The sequence below is a fragment of the Viridibacillus sp. FSL R5-0888 genome (genome assembly GCF_038009105.1).
GTDB classification, from domain to species: domain Bacteria; phylum Bacillota; class Bacilli; order Bacillales_A; family Planococcaceae; genus Viridibacillus; species Viridibacillus arenosi.
The window spans coordinates 85,576-103,749 of the sequence record NZ_JBBPAU010000001.1; the positions used below are offsets into that span (position 1 = coordinate 85,576).

At 41.6% G+C, this 18,174-nt stretch carries 13 protein-coding genes and 2 rRNA genes; all 15 read left to right on the top strand.

All coding sequences use genetic code 11. From position 1 onward, the window contains the following. Positions 1–129 precede the first annotated feature (129 nt). The 15 genes from ftsH to MKY02_RS00490 all read left to right on the top strand — a co-directional run bounded on the left by ftsH (position 130) and on the right by MKY02_RS00490 (position 18,147). Positions 130–2,151 carry an ATP-dependent zinc metalloprotease FtsH gene (gene ftsH, locus MKY02_RS00420; RefSeq protein WP_038179293.1) on the top strand — a complete coding sequence of 674 codons (2,022 nt, stop codon included), beginning with the start codon at positions 130–132 and terminating at the stop codon, positions 2,149–2,151. Positions 2,152–2,271: 120 nt separating this feature from the next. Continuing rightward, positions 2,272–3,036, top strand: coding sequence for a type III pantothenate kinase (locus MKY02_RS00425; protein ID WP_179078297.1), 765 nt, complete (start codon positions 2,272–2,274; stop codon positions 3,034–3,036). Positions 3,037–3,054: 18 nt separating this feature from the next. Next, on the top strand, positions 3,055–3,936 hold the full coding sequence (hslO, locus tag MKY02_RS00430; RefSeq protein WP_038179296.1) for an Hsp33 family molecular chaperone HslO: 882 nt from the start codon (positions 3,055–3,057) through the stop codon (positions 3,934–3,936). 364 nt (positions 3,937–4,300) lie between these two features. Next, on the top strand, positions 4,301–5,230 hold the full coding sequence (gene cysK / locus MKY02_RS00435; RefSeq protein WP_038179298.1) for a cysteine synthase A: 930 nt from the start codon (positions 4,301–4,303) through the stop codon (positions 5,228–5,230). Positions 5,231–5,447: 217 nt separating this feature from the next. Then, positions 5,448–6,827 (top strand): anthranilate synthase component I family protein, encoded by a 1,380-nt coding sequence (locus MKY02_RS00440; RefSeq protein ID WP_076035408.1) that lies wholly within the window; start codon positions 5,448–5,450, stop codon positions 6,825–6,827. Next, complete coding sequence (gene pabA / locus MKY02_RS00445) at positions 6,824–7,417, top strand: aminodeoxychorismate/anthranilate synthase component II (protein WP_038179300.1); 594 nt, start codon at positions 6,824–6,826, stop codon at positions 7,415–7,417. The genes MKY02_RS00440 and pabA overlap by 4 nt, the downstream gene beginning before the upstream one ends. Continuing rightward, a complete protein-coding gene (gene pabC, locus MKY02_RS00450) occupies positions 7,417–8,253 on the top strand; it encodes an aminodeoxychorismate lyase (protein ID WP_038179302.1) in 837 nt (278 codons plus the stop codon). The genes pabA and pabC overlap by 1 nt, the downstream gene beginning before the upstream one ends. After that, positions 8,253–9,104 carry a dihydropteroate synthase gene (folP, locus tag MKY02_RS00455; protein ID WP_340710451.1) on the top strand — a complete coding sequence of 284 codons (852 nt, stop codon included), beginning with the start codon at positions 8,253–8,255 and terminating at the stop codon, positions 9,102–9,104. The genes pabC and folP overlap by 1 nt, the downstream gene beginning before the upstream one ends. Positions 9,105–9,154: 50 nt before the next feature. After that, positions 9,155–9,523: a dihydroneopterin aldolase gene (gene folB, locus MKY02_RS00460; RefSeq protein WP_038179306.1), complete on the top strand. Its 369-nt coding sequence runs from the start codon at positions 9,155–9,157 to the stop codon at positions 9,521–9,523. Then, a complete protein-coding gene (folK, locus tag MKY02_RS00465) occupies positions 9,520–10,041 on the top strand; it encodes a 2-amino-4-hydroxy-6-hydroxymethyldihydropteridine diphosphokinase (protein ID WP_038179308.1) in 522 nt (173 codons plus the stop codon). Before folB ends, folK begins: the two co-directional genes overlap by 4 nt. Beyond that, on the top strand, positions 9,993–10,199 hold the full coding sequence (locus tag MKY02_RS00470) for a helix-turn-helix domain-containing protein (protein WP_038179310.1): 207 nt from the start codon (positions 9,993–9,995) through the stop codon (positions 10,197–10,199). The genes folK and MKY02_RS00470 overlap by 49 nt, the downstream gene beginning before the upstream one ends. A gap of 29 nt (positions 10,200–10,228) precedes the next feature. Then, positions 10,229–11,257, top strand: coding sequence for a tRNA dihydrouridine synthase DusB (gene dusB / locus MKY02_RS00475; RefSeq protein WP_076065984.1), 1,029 nt, complete (start codon positions 10,229–10,231; stop codon positions 11,255–11,257). Between the two features lie 170 nt (positions 11,258–11,427). Continuing rightward, complete coding sequence (gene lysS, locus MKY02_RS00480) at positions 11,428–12,912, top strand: lysine--tRNA ligase (RefSeq protein ID WP_445329601.1); 1,485 nt, start codon at positions 11,428–11,430, stop codon at positions 12,910–12,912. Positions 12,913–13,480: 568 nt separating this feature from the next. Then, positions 13,481–15,033 (top strand): 16S ribosomal RNA (locus MKY02_RS00485). 184 nt (positions 15,034–15,217) lie between these two features. Further along, positions 15,218–18,147 (top strand): 23S ribosomal RNA (locus tag MKY02_RS00490). Together the 16S and 23S rRNA genes form the textbook arrangement of a ribosomal RNA operon. The last annotated feature ends 27 nt before the right edge of the window (positions 18,148–18,174 follow it).

An 18,174-nucleotide genomic window follows, 5' to 3' on the forward strand; every position in this document is an offset into this window, starting at 1 on the left:
TAACAATGTTAAAATTTTGACAATTTTACATTGAAACTTCTTTTTCGAAATGCTTTTCGTTGTACGCCTTAATGTTCATATGTTAAGATTTACTATAGTTTTTCTGTTTACCTTGTGAGGAGGCTGGGGATGAATCGAATATTTCGATACACCATATTATATTTATTAATTTTCCTCGTGATCATCGGGATTTTTGGTACGTTTAATAACTCGAACCAACCGACGAAAGAAATACAGTATCACGAGTTCATAACAGCACTAGATAAAGGCAAAGTAACCCGAGCGGAGTTACAGCCTGACAAATTGGTTTATGTCGTTAAAGGTGAATTAGAGGGTTACAAAAAAGGTGAATCTTTCGTAACAAATGTACCTCGTGATAACCAAGCAGTAATGGATAAAATTGATGCTGCGGCAAAAAACAACTCGAAAATCAACTTTTTACCTGCTCCTGAAACGAGTGGATGGATTCAGTTCTTTACTGGAATTATTCCATTCATCATCATCTTTATCCTGTTCTTCTTCTTATTGAATCAGGCACAAGGTGGCGGTAATCGTGTAATGAGCTTTGGTAAAAGTAAGGCTAAGCTGTATGACGATCAAAAGAAAAAGGTTCGTTTTACAGATGTAGCTGGTGCAGACGAAGAAAAACAAGAACTTGTAGAAGTAGTAGACTTCTTAAAAGATCCTACTAAATTCAATGATATTGGAGCGCGTATTCCAAAAGGAATTCTACTTGTAGGGCCTCCTGGTACTGGTAAAACTTTACTAGCGCGTGCGGTAGCCGGTGAAGCTGGCGTACCATTCTTCTCTATTAGTGGTTCTGACTTCGTTGAAATGTTTGTTGGTGTGGGTGCTTCACGTGTTCGTGATTTATTCGAAAACGCGAAGAAAAACGCACCTTGTATCATATTCATCGATGAAATTGATGCTGTTGGTCGCCAACGTGGCGCAGGATTAGGCGGCGGTCATGATGAACGTGAACAAACTTTAAACCAATTGCTTGTTGAAATGGATGGTTTCGGTGAAAACGAAGGTATTATTATCGTCGCTGCAACGAACCGCCCAGACATCCTAGACCCAGCATTATTACGTCCAGGTCGTTTTGACCGTCAAATTACTGTTGGACGCCCAGATGTAAAAGGTCGTGAAGCAGTTCTTAAAGTACATGCTCGTAAAAAACCTTTAGATGAATCAGTGGACTTAAAAGCAATTGCTCAACGTACACCTGGATTCTCTGGCGCAGATTTAGAAAACTTATTAAACGAAGCTGCACTTGTAGCTGCTCGTACGAATAAGAAGAAAATTGACATGGGAGATATCGATGAAGCAACAGACCGTGTAATTGCAGGTGTTGCTAAAACGAGCCGTGTCATTTCACAAAAAGAACGTAATATTGTTGCATACCATGAAGCAGGTCACGTTGTTGTTGGATTAATATTAGATGAAGCTGAAAAAGTTCATAAAGTAACAATTGTCCCTCGTGGTCAAGCTGGCGGTTACGCAGTAATGCTTCCAAAAGAGGATCGTTACTTCATGACTAAACCGGAGCTTCTTGATAAAGTTGCAGGGTTACTTGGTGGGCGTGTAGCTGAGGATATCGTCTTTGGTGAAGTTTCAACAGGTGCTCATAATGACTTCCAACGCGTAACGAGTATTATTCGCTCAATGGTTACCGAATACGGTATGAGTGATAAACTTGGTCAATTGCAATTTGGTTCAAGCCAAGGAGGCAATGTCTTCTTAGGTAGAGATATCAATTCTGAACAAAATTACTCAGATAAAATTGCTTACGAAATTGATCAAGAGATGCAAAGCATGGTAAAAGAGCAATATGACCGTACAAAACGTATTCTTACTGAAAATCGTGATCTTCTAAATTTAATTGCTACAACTTTACTTGAAGTTGAAACATTAGATGCAGAACAGATTCAACATCTAAAAGACCACGGAACGTTGCCAGATAGACCTTATAACCAAAGTAATGGTAAAAAGGCTGATCTAGTACTTGAAAGTAATGAATCTAAAAATGTAACTTTAGTTAAAGAAGAAAAGCTTGATGTATTTGGAACTGCTGATCCAACATCAAGTGACCTACCTACTGAAAAGCAGGATGGAACATCAAATGATGGTATTCAAGAAGAACGAAAATAATAACTATTAAATTAGAAGCTGATTGACCTTTGTGTTCGCATAAGGCAATCAGCTTCTTTTATTAGGCCAAAATATGTTATGATTCTTTCAGAAAACTGTATGTAAGTGAGGCTTGGGTTGATGATTTTAGTAATGGATACTGGGAATACGAATATTTCACTTGGTATATTTAACGATGACAAACTTATGCATCATTGGCGTATGGAAACTGACCCGCATAAGACAGAAGATGAATATGCAATGCAGGTTAAATCATTGTTCACACATGTGGATTTATCTTTTGCTGATATAGATGGTATTATTATTTCTTCAGTAGTGCCTCCGATAATGTTTTCACTAGAGGCAATGTGTCGTAAGTATTTTTCGCTAGAGCCATTGATTGTTGGACCTGGTGTGAAAACAGGTCTGAATATCAAATATGAAAATCCGAGGGAAGTTGGTGCTGATCGTATCGTGAATGCTGTAGCTGCACTTCATGAGTATGAATCGCCACTGATTATTGTAGATTTCGGTACGGCAACAACTTATTGTTATTTGAATGATAAAGGTGACTATATGGGTGGGGCAATTGCGCCAGGGATTAATATTTCAACAGAAGCGTTATTTGCACGTGCTTCTAAATTGCCGCGTGTTGAAATTATGCGACCTGGTAATGTTATTGGAAAGAATACGGTATCTGCTATGCAATCCGGTATCGTTTACGGTTATGTTGGACAAGTAGAAGGTATCGTTAGTCGAATGAAGGTGCAGAATAAGAAGGAACCACTTGTAATTGCAACGGGTGGACTTGCTTCATTAATTGCGAAAGAATCAACAATTATCGATATTGTTGATCCATTTTTAACTTTAAAGGGATTGCGTATAATATATAAGAGAAATCAATAAGAAAAGAGGAATATAAGAGTGGGAGATTATTTAGTAAGAGCGTTAGGGTTTAATAATAGTGTGCGTGCATTTGCTGTGAGTACAACTGAAACGGTTGGGGAAGCACAACGTCGTCATGATACTTGGCCAACAACTTCTGCGGCACTTGGTCGTACAATGACTGCATCAGTGATGATGGGTGCTATGTTAAAAGGTGAAGATAAAATCACTGTTAAAGTTGAAGGTAATGGACCAATTGGTTCGATGATCGTAGACGCGAATGCACAAGGTGAAGTTCGTGGTTATGTTACAAATCCGCATGTAGAATTTGATTTGAATCCTCAAGGAAAACTAGATGTACGCCGAGCTGTTGGTACTGAGGGTGCATTAACAGTTGTGAAAGACTTAGGTTTACGTGACTTCTTTTCTGGACAAGTGCCGATTGTTTCTGGTGAAATTGCAGAAGATTTCACATATTATTTTGCTACATCTGAACAGGTACCTTCATCAGTAGGTCTTGGTGTGTTGGTAAATACAGATGATTCTATCCTGGCGGCTGGTGGATTTATCATACAACTGCTACCTGGTGTAGATGATGAAACGATTACTCAAATTGAAAATCAATTATCGAAAATCGAACCGGTTTCTAAAATGATTCAAAAAGGGTTCACTCCTGAAGAAATCTTAAAAGCTGTACTAGGTGAAGATAATGTTCAAATGCTAGATACAATGCCAGTGAAATTTGAATGTAGCTGTTCAAAAGAACGTTTTGGCGCAGCTATCCTTAGCTTAGGTGAAAAAGAAATACGTGATATGATTGAAGAAGATGGAAAAGCAGAAGCTCATTGTCACTTCTGTCAAGAAAAGTACCAATACTCAAAAGAAGAATTAGAAGGATTCATAACAGAAATTAATTCTTAAAATGATAGTAAATCTATTCTGAAGAATGTAATTTAAGTTAGTCTGTATCTTAATTAAATGCCTAAATGTTTATATTGTGAAGACATATTGATACATGACAAAGACTTATAAAATAATGATATCTAGACTACTCTGCACATACTAATTGTAGAGTAGTCTTTTTTATTTTACATGAGTGGAATGAATATACACGTCTACAAGGAATAATCTTTAGGGTTTATTGGGTGGGATTTGTTGCTTAGGAATATAGATTGCATTTTTAGTAGAGTAAATAGTTTTTCATTTGACAAACGTAACCAATAGGTTGTAAAATTAAGATAATTTAAAACCTATAAAATTACTAGGAATTAGGAGTGAGTAAAAGATGAGTAGATTAGTTAATTCAGTAACAGATTTAATTGGTAAAACGCCAATCGTGAAATTGAATAATGTAACAGGACCAAATGACGGTAATGTTTACGTAAAACTAGAATACTTTAACCCGGGCAGCAGTGTTAAAGACCGTATTGCTTTAGCGATGATTGAAGCTGCTGAAAAAGCTGGTAAGTTAAAAGAAGGAAGCACATTAATTGAGCCGACAAGTGGTAATACTGGTATTGGTCTTGCAATGGTAGCGGCTGCTAAGGGATATAAAGCAGTGTTAGTAATGCCTGATACAATGAGTATGGAACGTCGCAATTTACTACGTGCTTACGGAGCGGATCTTGTTTTAACACCTGGCGCTGAAGGGATGAAAGGTGCAATTGCAAAGGCGAATGAGCTTTCTGAACAAAATGGTTGGTTTGTTCCTCAACAATTTGAAAACCCTTCAAACGCTGAAGTTCACCGTGTAACAACTGGTCCAGAAATAGTTGAAGCATTTGATGGCTTAAATCTTGATGCGTTTATTGCTGGAGTTGGTACTGGCGGTACAATTACAGGTGTAGGGGAAGTATTAAAAGAAAAATATCCTGAAATTGAAATTATCGCAGTAGAACCAAAAGATTCTCAAGTTTTAGCTGGGGCACAACCGGGACCTCATAAAATACAAGGGATCGGAGCAGGTTTTGTTCCGAAAGTGTTGAATACTGAAATCTATACTTCGATCTTCCCTGTGGAAAATGACGCTGCATTTGATACAGCACGTAAAATTGCTAAAGAAGAAGGAGTATTAGGTGGTATTTCATCTGGTGCAGCTATTTTCGCGGCAATTGAAACAGCCAAACGTCTTGGTAAAGGTAGAAACGTTTTAGCGATTCTTCCATCGAATGGAGAACGATACTTAAGTACGCCTCTTTACCATTTTGACGACTAATTCAACTTCATTAACTTCTAAGCGGGGCATATTCGTGCCCTGTTTTTTTATTTTTGTTTATATTTTCTCTAGAACTTTGCTCTCTGACTTTCATTTTCATATACTGTTAGATGTTGGTGTAATTTATAAAGTGAAATTTGTGAAGTTAAAATATAGATTTAATTAATTGGAGGAAGATTTCTTGAGCTTATCATTAATCAACTACCCATCTTTTTCGATGGACAAGCAGTCGTTCTTTTATGCGTTTAAGGAACTTGTAAAAGATGAAAAATATCATTTGTTATTAGAAAGTGGCCGCGGCGGTCAGCAGTCAGTGGCAGGATGGAACCCGATGGCTGTAGTACGTTCGACTGATGACGGCTTACTGATTTCCTGGCGCGATGGACAAGAGGAAACACGAGTAGGAGAATCGCTACATTTATTGGAAGCTTTAATAGATGAATATAAATTGCCTGTTAATGTGGATTTCCCTGATTTCCAAGGTGGTGCAGCAGGATTTATCTCATACGACTATGCACGAAAAATTGAGAACCTGCCAAACCTAGCGGAGGATGATCTGCAGATACCAGATTTGTATTTTTATCTATTCGATGAATGGGCGGTATATGATGTAGCGGAGGAACAAGTTCATTTGATGAAGCTTTCTTCTAGCGATGTTGACCTTGCGAAACGTGAACGCGATTGGCAACTGGCAGGAGAGAAGGGGCTAAAATCACAAAAATTTGCGGAGGGTGCGGCTACTGATGTTGTGCATGATGTAACAAAATTACAAGTGTCTCTATCGGCTGATGTTTTTGAAGAGGCTGTCCGTAAAGTGCAAAACTATATTGCGCAAGGTGATGTATTCCAAGTGAATCTGTCCGTTAGACAAGCAAAAGAGCTTGGTGCAGAACCTATGCAAATGTATGAGGCGCTACGTTCGTTTAATCCTTCTCCGTATATGGCATTTATCCAATCCCCTGAGTTTGCTGTTGTTTCAGGTTCTCCTGAATTACTTGTGAAGAAAAAAGGGCAGGAGCTTTCAACTCGGCCGATAGCAGGAACTCGTCCGAGAGGGAAAGATATCGTTGAAGATGAACGATTGGCACAGGAATTAATTGATAATGAAAAGGAACGCGCTGAACATGTTATGCTCGTTGATCTAGAGCGTAATGATTTAGGTCGTGTCTCAAAATATGGAACCGTTGAAGTGAATGAGTTTATGGTGATTGAGAGATATTCGCATGTTATGCACATTGTTTCGAATGTAAGGGGCATTGTAGATGAAAATTGTTCAAATGCAGATGTAGTAAGAGCGCTTTTCCCTGGCGGCACAATTACAGGTGCACCAAAAATTCGAACGATGGAAATTATTGAGGAACTTGAAACAGTTCGTCGGGGGTTATACACAGGGTCGATAGGTTGGCTAGGATACAACGGTGATTTAGAACTGAATATCGTTATCCGTACAGCTTTTATTAAAGAAGAGATGGCGTATATACAAGCGGGTGCGGGTATTGTGATTGATTCTATTCCTACTAATGAATATATTGAATCTCTAAACAAGGCAAAAGCTTTATGGCAAGCGAAGGCAATGGCGGAGGAGTGTAACGTATGATTTTAATGATTGATAACTATGATTCATTTACCTATAATCTCGTGCAATATTTTGGTGAATTTGGACAAGAGCTTATTGTGAAAAGAAATGATGAGCTAACAGTGCAGGAGATTGCAAAGCTTGCGCCTGTTATGATTGTTATCTCACCAGGGCCTTGTAGTCCGAATGAAGCCGGTAGAAGTCTAGAAATCATTGCTCATTTTGCAGGGAGCATTCCAATTTTTGGTGTCTGTCTAGGGCATCAAGCAATTGCGCAAGTATTTGGTGGGAAAGTTATTCGTGCAGAACGTTTAATGCATGGTAAAACATCACCTGTACAGCATGATAGTAAAGGTGTAAATAGAGGGCTACCAAATCCATTTCAAGCAACGCGTTATCATTCACTAATTGTTGAACGTGAGACTTTACCTGAGTGCCTTGAAATTACTTCGTCGACAGCAGAAGGTGAAATTATGGGGATTCGTCATAAGGATTATCCGGTTGAAGGTGTTCAGTACCATCCGGAGTCAATTATGACAGAGGAAGGTAAGAAGATATTGCAAAACTTTATCGAGTGCTATTGTGAGGTTACTGAAGGAAGTGGTAATTAATGTGGTGTTGGATGAACGGAGAGTATGTACAGAGTGAGGATTTAAGGATTTCGCCATTTGATCACGGCTTTTTGTATGGATTAGGCTTCTTTGAAACATTTCGTACCTATGAAGGAGACGTATTTCTCTGGGAAGATCACTGTAAAAGGTTGCAACGAGCATTAGATGATTATCATATCGTATTGCCTTATAGCTTTGATGAATTGTTAGCAGTTATTCGTGAGTTGGATAAACGTTGTGATGGAGAAGATGGTTATTTTCGATTGAATGTATCGGCAGGTGCACATGATATTGGATTAAAGCCAACAAGTTATACTGAACCAACCGTTATTGTATTTCGTAAATCTTTGCCTAGGATGGTAAGAGGGCAAGAGAAATCCGCGGTATGGTTGAATACAGAACGTAATACGCCTGAGCAATCAATCCGCCATAAATCGCATCACTATGCGAATAATGTATTAGCTCGATTTGAAGTACCATCTTTAGCTGATTTGGAAGGGTTTTTCGTGAATGAAGAAGGTTTTGTAGCGGAAGGTATAACGTCAAATATTTTTTGGGTGACGAATGGTAAGGTATATACTCCTTCTATTGAAACTGGTATTTTACCAGGTATTACGCGCGGGCAAGTGATGCAACAAATAACGGTTATAGAAGGGTTCTTTACTCGAGAGCAGCTAGAACAAGCGGACGAGTGCTTTATAACAACGTCCGTCCAAGAACTTATCCCAATCCGCTCTTTGCAAGGGAAAAATTTCCTAGGAAATAACGGGCCGGTTTACAAAGCTCTACACGAGCAGTATGTTAAAAGCATAAATGATGCGAAAGGAAGACCTTGATGAACCTAGACAATTACGCAACACCACTAACTATCGATGGGCATATACTCGACTTCCATAAAGAGACGTTTGTGATGGGTATATTAAATGTAACGCCAGACTCTTTTTCAGATGGCGGAAAATATAACGATTTAGAATCAGCAGTTGCTCAAGCAAAGCAAATGGTCACAGATGGTGCGAAGGTTATTGACATCGGAGGCGAATCAACTCGCCCTGGGCATACTCAAATCTCAGTCGAAGAAGAATTAGCTCGTGTTATACCTATTATTAAAGAGCTTCGTAAAGAGGTAAATGTATTGATCTCAATCGATACATATAAAGCGGAAGTAGCAAGACAAGCTGTTTTAGCAGGTGCACATATAATTAACGATATTTGGGGAGCTAAGTACGATCCTGAAATTGCTAGTGTGGCTGCAGAATTAAATGTGCCAATTATTTTAATGCATAACCGCGACAATGAAGAATACGGGGCAAATTTCTGGGAGGTAGCAAAAGCTGATTTAGAAAAGAGTTTGCAAATAGCCAAAGCTGCTGGGGTACCTGATGCACACATCTGGTTAGACCCGGGGATTGGATTTGCGAAATCACATCATGAAAATGTATTGATGATGCAGGCTTTGCCGCAATTGGTAGAAATGGGTTATCCTGTATTACTTGCAACGTCTCGCAAAAGAATGATTGGTAATATCTTAGACCTCCCAGTGACAGAACGGGTGGAAGGTACAGGTGCTACAGTCTGCTTCGGAATCGATAAAGGTTGCCATATGGTACGTGTACATGATGTTAAGGAAATCGCTCGTATGACACGGATGATGGATGTCTTATTAGGTAAACAACCAAATGTAGAATGATAAGATTTATCTTGAAATAATATTTTTAATGATGAAGTGGAGTGTTAATAATGGATTATATCCATGTAAAAGATATGGAGTTTTATGGCTATCATGGTGTATTAGCTGCCGAAACTGCTATTGGTCAGCGTTTTAGGGTATCGATATCACTGGCGGTAGATTTACATCAAGCTGGTGAGACAGATGAGCTTGAATATACAGTGAATTACGCGGAAGTGTATATGATTTGCAAAGAAATTGTTGAAGGCGAACCTTACAAATTAATCGAAGCTGTTGCAGAGCAAATAGCGACTCGTATTCTGTCTACATATGAGGGACGAGTAAAAGGGTTACGTGTAGAAATGATTAAACCTGACCCGCCGATTCCAGGTCATTACCGGGAAGTATCTGTTGAATTGACAAGAGGTGAGTTTAAATGAACGAAGTTTTTATTTCGCTAGGTTCAAATATAGGCGAGCGATTGCAAACTTTGCGACATGCAGTCAAGTTACTAACTGAACATCCAGAAGTGGAAGTTGTTGCGGTGTCTTCTGTATATGAGACTGATCCTGTTGGCTTTATAGACCAAGATGCATTCCTTAATATAGTTGTGCAAATTCGTACTTCGTTGAATCCGGAAAAAACACTTGAATTGTGCCAAGCGATTGAGAATGAGTTAAAGCGTGTGCGCGTAATTCGTTGGGGTCCAAGAACGATAGACCTTGACATTTTGCTTTATAATCACGACAATATTCAAACAAAGACACTAATTGTTCCGCATCCTAGAATGCATGAACGTGCTTTTGTTCTAGTACCATTATTGGAAATCGCTCCAGATCTCATTTATCCTAAAACAAACGAAGCGTTGCAATCAATGCTATCTAGTGTTGGGAAAGAAGGCGTACGACAATGGAAAACGATCGCTGGGGTAGAAGAATTCGTGCATTTCGAAAACTAAAAAGAATTCAGCAGGTCGAATTTGCGAAAAAAGTTGGTATGTCTACTTCAATTTTAGGTAAAATTGAACGTGGGGATCGTTTGCCAACAGAAGAACAGTTACAAATCATAGCGACAGCGCTTGATATAAAAATGGACGAATTAAAAGGTAGAGAATAAGCACCAACCATATATGGAGGAAACAGAGTATGACATTAACAAATGACAACCCGTTCAAAATCGGCGACATTGTTATGGATAACCGAGTAGTACTTGCGCCGATGGCAGGTATTTGTAATTCGGCTTTCCGTCTAACAGTAAAAGAATTTGGAGCGGGTTTAGTATATGCAGAAATGATTTCAGATAAAGGGATTGTTCATCGTAATGATAAAACAATGAGTATGCTTTATATCGATGAACGTGAAAACCCACTTTCGTTACAAATATTTGGTGGCGATAAAGAAACGCTTGTAGAAGCAGCTAAATATGTAGACCAAAATACAACGGCGGATATTATCGACATCAATATGGGGTGCCCAGTAAATAAAATTATCAAATGTGAAGCAGGGGCTAAATTGCTTCTAGATCCAAATAAAGTATATGAAATGGTAGCGGCAGTAGTAGATAATGTGAAAAAACCAGTCAGCGTGAAAATGCGTATTGGGTGGGATGACGAGCATGTCTTTGCAGTCGATAATGCCAAAGCAGTAGAACGTGCTGGAGCATCTGCAGTTGCTGTCCACGGTCGTACACGTGTTCAAATGTATGAAGGTCATGCAAATTGGGATATTATTCGTCAAGTAAAAGAGAACGTCAACATTCCTGTTATCGGAAATGGAGATGTAGAAACACCTCAAGATGCGAAACGTATGATTGAACAAACTGGGGTAGATGGCGTTATGATCGGTCGTGCAGCACTGGGTAACCCTTGGATGATATACCGTACAGTGGAATATTTGAAATCAGGTAAATTAATTGATGAACCAAGTGTTCGTGAGAAAATCAATGTTTGTCTTCTTCATTTTGAACGCCTAATGGCCTTAAAGGGAGAAGTTGTAGCGGTTCGTGAAATGCGTAAACATGCTTCGTGGTACTTAAAAGGCATTCGCGGTAATGGTAAGGCACGTAATGCTATTAACCAAACTGAGACAGCGTTAGAATTAAGAGTATTACTGAATACCTTAGTAGAAGAATTTGAAGAACGAGAAGCAGCAGAAAAAGCTATCCATATTATTTAATGGAACTCCGAGTCGTCGCCTTTGAAGTGACGGCTTTTTTCTTTAGGAGCTAATGGATTATGAAGTATTTACTAGTAAATGATGATAAAGACGTGAATCGTTAAGCAAAATTGTGTACAATAAGTACATTATGGACTGCATAGCGGAACAAAAAATGAGGAGTGAATATCGTGTCTGAAGAATTAAATGACCAAATTTTGGTGAGACGCCAAAAGATGGCTTCTATTAGAGAAAACGGCTTAGATCCATTCGGTGCCCGTTTTGAACGTACGCATTTATCAAACGAAATTAAAGAACAGTATGTGGATTTTACTAAAGAACAATTAGAAGAAGATTTACATGAAGTTGTAATCGCGGGTCGTATTATGACAAAACGCGGTAAAGGTAAAGCTGGTTTCGCGCATATTCAAGATTTAGGTGGACAAGTACAAATTTATGTTCGGAAAGATGCTATTGGTGAAGAAGCATACGAATTGTTTAAACAAGCGGACCTAGGAGACATCGTAGGTATTCGCGGTAATGTTTTCCGCACTCAGGTAGGAGAACTTTCTGTTAAAGTATTAGAATTTACTTTCCTAACTAAATCACTACGCCCAATGCCAGAGAAATTCCATGGCTTAAAAGATGTAGAGCAACGTTATCGTCAACGTTACTTAGATTTAATGACGAGTGAAGAAAGTAAACAAACTTTCATTACTCGCTCAAAAATTATTCAAGCTATCCGCCGTTACTTAGATGGTAATGGTTACCTTGAAGTAGAAACACCAATGCTACACACAATTGCAGGTGGAGCAGCCGCTCGTCCTTTCATTACGCATCACAATTCGTTAGATATGGAATTATATATGCGTATCGCTATTGAACTTCATCTAAAACGATTAATCGTTGGTGGGCTTGAAAAAGTATATGAAATCGGTCGTGTATTCCGTAATGAAGGTATGTCAACGCGCCATAACCCAGAATTCACTATGATTGAATTATATGAAGCTTATGCTGACTATCGTGACATTATGGCACTTACAGAGAATTTAATTTCTCACGTAGCACAAGAAGTATTAGGTACAACTGATGTGCAATATGGCGACGATGTTATTAGTTTAGCGCCAGGTTGGACTCGTCTGCACATGGTAGATGCAGTTAAGGAAGCAACAGGTGTAGACTTCTGGACTCCAATGTCTAAAGAAGAAGCACGAGCGCATGCAAAAGAACATGGTGTTGAAATTAAAGACTCTATGGAAGTGGGTCATATTATTAATGAATTCTTCGAACAAAAAATAGAAGAAACATTAGTTCAACCTACATTTATCTATGGTCACCCAGTGGAAATTTCTCCGTTAGCTAAGAAAAACCCTGAAGATGAGCGATTCACAGATCGTTTTGAATTATTCATTGTACGTCGTGAGCATGCAAATGCCTTTACTGAATTAAATGATCCAATCGATCAACGTGAACGCTTTGAAGCGCAGCTTGCTGAAAAAGAAGCGGGTAATGACGAAGCGCACGAAATGGATGATGACTTCATTGAAGCGTTAGAGTATGGTATGCCGCCAACAGGTGGATTAGGTATCGGCATTGATCGCTTAATCATGTTGTTAACGAATTCACAAACTATACGTGATGTATTATTGTTCCCTACAATGCGTCCACGTGATTAAATACTAAGGTTTTCTTATAGAAAAGACTCTAGTTAATGCTAGAGTCTTTTTTGTTTACGTTCTATTAGAGTGGTTAGCTTTTTGTTTGAAAATTACTAAGAAGTTCATTACAATAGAAGACAAGCTATTTTTGAAAGCATCTAATATTAACTTATATATAAGTTTACTTTTTTGAAAAAAGATGTTGCATTAGAATTAATATAGTGGTATATTAATTAAGTTGCTAATTTAGCTAACAAAACGGTTTGAAAATAACTTAAAAAAGTTGTTGACACTGAGTAGTGAATTTGATAAGATATAAAAGTTGCTGATAAACAAGCAATGATAACAAGTTTGAAACAACGGTTTGAAAATAACTTAAAAAAGTTGTTGACAACGAAAAGTTATCCTGATATAATATTGAATGTCGCTAACGAAGTGGCAAACAAAATGAACCTTGAAAACTGAACATGCAAGACGTTAATCAATAAATGTTTTTGAACATCAACTCTGTTGGTGGGTCAAAACAAAAAAATAGATATCATCTTCGGATGATACGCTAGCAAAGCTAATGAGCTTTCAAACTACTTTTATGGAGAGTTTGATCCTGGCTCAGGACGAACGCTGGCGGCGTGCCTAATACATGCAAGTCGAGCGAATGATGAAGAAGCTTGCTTCTTCTGATTTAGCGGCGGACGGGTGAGTAACACGTGGGCAACCTACCTAGTAGATTGGGATAACTCCGGGAAACCGGGGCTAATACCGAATAATCCATTTTGTCACATGGCAAAATGCTGAAAGGCGGTTTCGGCTGTCACTACTAGATGGGCCCGCGGTGCATTAGCTAGTTGGTGGGGTAATGGCCTACCAAGGCAACGATGCATAGCCGACCTGAGAGGGTGATCGGCCACATTGGGACTGAGACACGGCCCAAACTCCTACGGGAGGCAGCAGTAGGGAATCTTCCACAATGGACGAAAGTCTGATGGAGCAACGCCGCGTGAGTGATGAAGGTTTTCGGATCGTAAAACTCTGTTGTAAGGGAAGAACAAGTACGTTAGTAACTGAACGTACCTTGACGGTACCTTATTAGAAAGCCACGGCTAACTACGTGCCAGCAGCCGCGGTAATACGTAGGTGGCAAGCGTTGTCCGGATTTATTGGGCGTAAAGCGCGCGCAGGTGGTTTCTTAAGTCTGATGTGAAAGCCCACGGCTCAACCGTGGAGGGTCATTGGAAACTGGGAGACTTGAGTGCAGAAGAGGAAAGTGGAATTCCAAGTGTAGCGGTGAAATGCGTAGAGATTTGGAGGAACACCAGTGGCGAAGGCGACTTTCTGGTCTGTAACTGACACTGAGGCGCGAAAGCGTGGGGAGCAAACAGGATTAGATACCCTGGTAGTCCACGCCGTAAACGATGAGTGCTAAGTGTTAGGGGGTTTCCGCCCCTTAGTGCTGCAGCTAACGCATTAAGCACTCCGCCTGGGGAGTACGGCCGCAAGGTTGAAACTCAAAGGAATTGACGGGGGCCCGCACAAGCGGTGGAGCATGTGGTTTAATTCGAAGCAACGCGAAGAACCTTACCAGGTCTTGACATCCCAATGACCGCTCTAGAGATAGAGTTTTCCCTTCGGGGACATTGGTGACAGGTGGTGCATGGTTGTCGTCAGCTCGTGTCGTGAGATGTTGGGTTAAGTCCCGCAACGAGCGCAACCCTTGATCTTAGTTGCCATCATTTAGTTGGGCACTCTAAGGTGACTGCCGGTGACAAACCGGAGGAAGGTGGGGATGACGTCAAATCATCATGCCCCTTATGACCTGGGCTACACACGTGCTACAATGGACGATACAAAGAGTCGCTAACTCGCGAGGGTATGCTAATCTCATAAAATCGTTCTCAGTTCGGATTGTAGGCTGCAACTCGCCTACATGAAGCCGGAATCGCTAGTAATCGTGGATCAGCATGCCACGGTGAATACGTTCCCGGGCCTTGTACACACCGCCCGTCACACCACGAGAGTTTGTAACACCCGAAGTCGGTGAGGTAACCTTTATGGAGCCAGCCGCCGAAGGTGGGATAGATGATTGGGGTGAAGTCGTAACAAGGTAGCCGTATCGGAAGGTGCGGCTGGATCACCTCCTTTCTAAGGATAATTACGGAAACAGATCTTGGATCTGTCGATTAACGTCTTGCGTTCAGTTTTGAAGGCTCATTGTAAAATGATCTTCAAAACCTTGTTCTTTGAAAACTGGATAAAACGACATTGAAGCAAATTAAGTAACACATTTTTTATTATTAAGTTTTTTAGGCTTAATAACTAACTTTTAGGTTAAGTTATTAAGGGCGCATGGCGGATGCCTTGGCACTAGGAGCCGAAGAAGGACGGCACTAACACCGATATGCTTCGGGGAGCTGTAAGTGAGCTTTGATCCGGAGATTTCCGAATGGGGGAACCCACTGTTCGTAATGGAGCAGTATCTTGACGTGAATACATAGCGTCTTGATGGCAGACCCAGGGAACTGAAACATCTAAGTACCTGGAGGAAGAGAAAGAAAAATCGATTCCCTGAGTAGCGGCGAGCGAAACGGGAATAGCCCAAACCAAGAGGCTTGCCTCTTGGGGTTGTAGGACACTCTATATGGAGTTACAAAGGAATGAGTTAAACGAAGCGGTCTGGAAAGGCCCGCCAGAGCAGGTAACAGCCCTGTAGTTGAAAGTTCATTCTCTCTTGAGTGTATCCTGAGTACGGCGGAACACGTGAAATTCCGTCGGAATCTGGGAGGACCATCTCCCAAGGCTAAATACTACCTAGTGACCGATAGTGAACCAGTACCGTGAGGGAAAGGTGAAAAGCACCCCGGAAGGGGAGTGAAATAGATCCTGAAACCATGTGCCTACAAGTAGTTAGAGCCCGTTAATGGGTGATAGCGTGCCTTTTGTAGAATGAACCGGCGAGTTACGATTACATGCGAGGTTAAGTTTTAGAAGACGGAGCCGCAGCGAAAGCGAGTCTGAATAGGGCGAATGAGTATGTGGTTGTAGACCCGAAACCAGGTGATCTACCCATGTCCAGGGTGAAGGTAAGGTAACACTTACTGGAGGCCCGAACCCACGTACGTTGAAAAGTGCGGGGATGAGGTGTGGGTAGCGGAGAAATTCCAATCGAACCTGGAGATAGCTGGTTCTCTCCGAAATAGCTTTAGGGCTAGCCTCGTGATAAAGAATCCTGGAGGTAGAGCACTGTTTGAACTAGGGGTCCATCCCGGATTACCGAATTCAGACAAACTCCGAATGCCAGTGATTTATGCACGGGAGTCAGACTGCGAGTGATAAGATCCGTAGTCAAGAGGGAAACAGCCCAGACCACCAGCTAAGGTCCCAAAGTAATTGTTAAGTGGAAAAGGATGTGACGTTGCTTAGACAACCAGGATGTTGGCTCAGAAGCAGCCATCATTTAAAGAGTGCGTAATAGCTCACTGGTCGAGTGACGCTGCGCCGAAAATGTATCGGGGCTAAACAATTCACCGAAGCTGTGGATGGACATCTTAGATGTCCGTGGTAGGAGAGCGTTCTAAGTGCTGTGAAGTCAGACCGGAAGGACTGGTGGAGCGCTTAGAAGTGAGAATGCCGGTATGAGTAGCGAAAGACGGGTGAGAATCCCGTCCACCGAATGACTAAGGTTTCCTGAGGAAGGCTCGTCCGCTCAGGGTTAGTCGGGACCTAAGCCGAGGCCGATAGGCGTAGGCGATGGACAACAGGTTGATATTCCTGTACCACCTATTTACCATTTGAGCAATGGGGGGACGCAGTAGGATAGGGTAAGCATGCTGTTGGTTATGCATGTTCAAGCAGTGAGGCGTGAAATGAGGCAAATCCCATTTCTATAACGTTGAGCTGTGATGACGAGGACGTATGTCCGGAGTTCCTGATTTCACACTGCCAAGAAAAGCCTCTAGCGAGGTAAAAGGTGCCCGTACCGCAAACCGACACAGGTAGTCGAGGAGAGAATCCTAAGGTGTGCGAGAGAACTCTCGTTAAGGAACTCGGCAAAATGACCCCGTAACTTCGGGAGAAGGGGTGCTCTAGTAGGGTGAAAGCCCGAGAGAGCCGCAGTGAATAGGCCCAGGCGACTGTTTAGCAAAAACACAGGTCTCTGCAAAACCGTAAGGTGACGTATAGGGGCTGACGCCTGCCCGGTGCTGGAAGGTTAAGAGGAGTGCTTAGCGCAAGCGAAGGTGCGAATTGAAGCCCCAGTAAACGGCGGCCGTAACTATAACGGTCCTAAGGTAGCGAAATTCCTTGTCGGGTAAGTTCCGACCCGCACGAAAGGCGTAACGATCTGGGCACTGTCTCAACGAGAGACTCGGTGAAATTATAGTACCTGTGAAGATGCAGGTTACCCGCGACAGGACGGAAAGACCCCGTGGAGCTTTACTGTAGCCTGATATTGAATTTTGATACATCTTGTACAGGATAGGTAGGAGCCAGAGATTCCGGAGCGCCAGCTTCGGAGGAGGCGTTGGTGGGATACTACCCTAGATGTATTGAACTTCTAACCCATGCCCCTTAGCGGGGTAGGAGACAGTGTCAGGCGGGCAGTTTGACTGGGGCGGTCGCCTCCTAAAGAGTAACGGAGGCGCCCAAAGGTTCCCTCAGAATGGTTGGAAATCATTCGTAGAGTGTAAAGGCATAAGGGAGCTTGACTGCGAGACCTACAAGTCGAGCAGGGTCGAAAGACGGGCTTAGTGATCCGGTGGTTCCGCATGGAAGGGCCATCGCTCAACGGATAAAAGCTACCCCGGGGATAACAGGCTTATCTCCCCCAAGAGTCCACATCGACGGGGAGGTTTGGCACCTCGATGTCGGCTCATCGCATCCTGGGGCTGTAGTCGGTCCCAAGGGTTGGGCTGTTCGCCCATTAAAGCGGTACGCGAGCTGGGTTCAGAACGTCGTGAGACAGTTCGGTCCCTATCCGTCGTGGGCGTAGGAAATTTGAGAGGAGCTGTCCTTAGTACGAGAGGACCGGGATGGACACACCGCTGGTGTACCAGTTGTTCTGCCAAGGGCATCGCTGGGTAGCTATGTGTGGACGGGATAAGTGCTGAAAGCATCTAAGCATGAAGCCCCCCTCAAGATGAGATTTCCCATTACGCAAGTAAGTAAGATCCCTCAAAGACGATGAGGTAGATAGGTTCGAGGTGGAAGTGTGGCGACATACGGAGCTGACGAATACTAATAGATCGAGGACTTAACCAAATTTTACTTAACAAACTTCAATGTAAT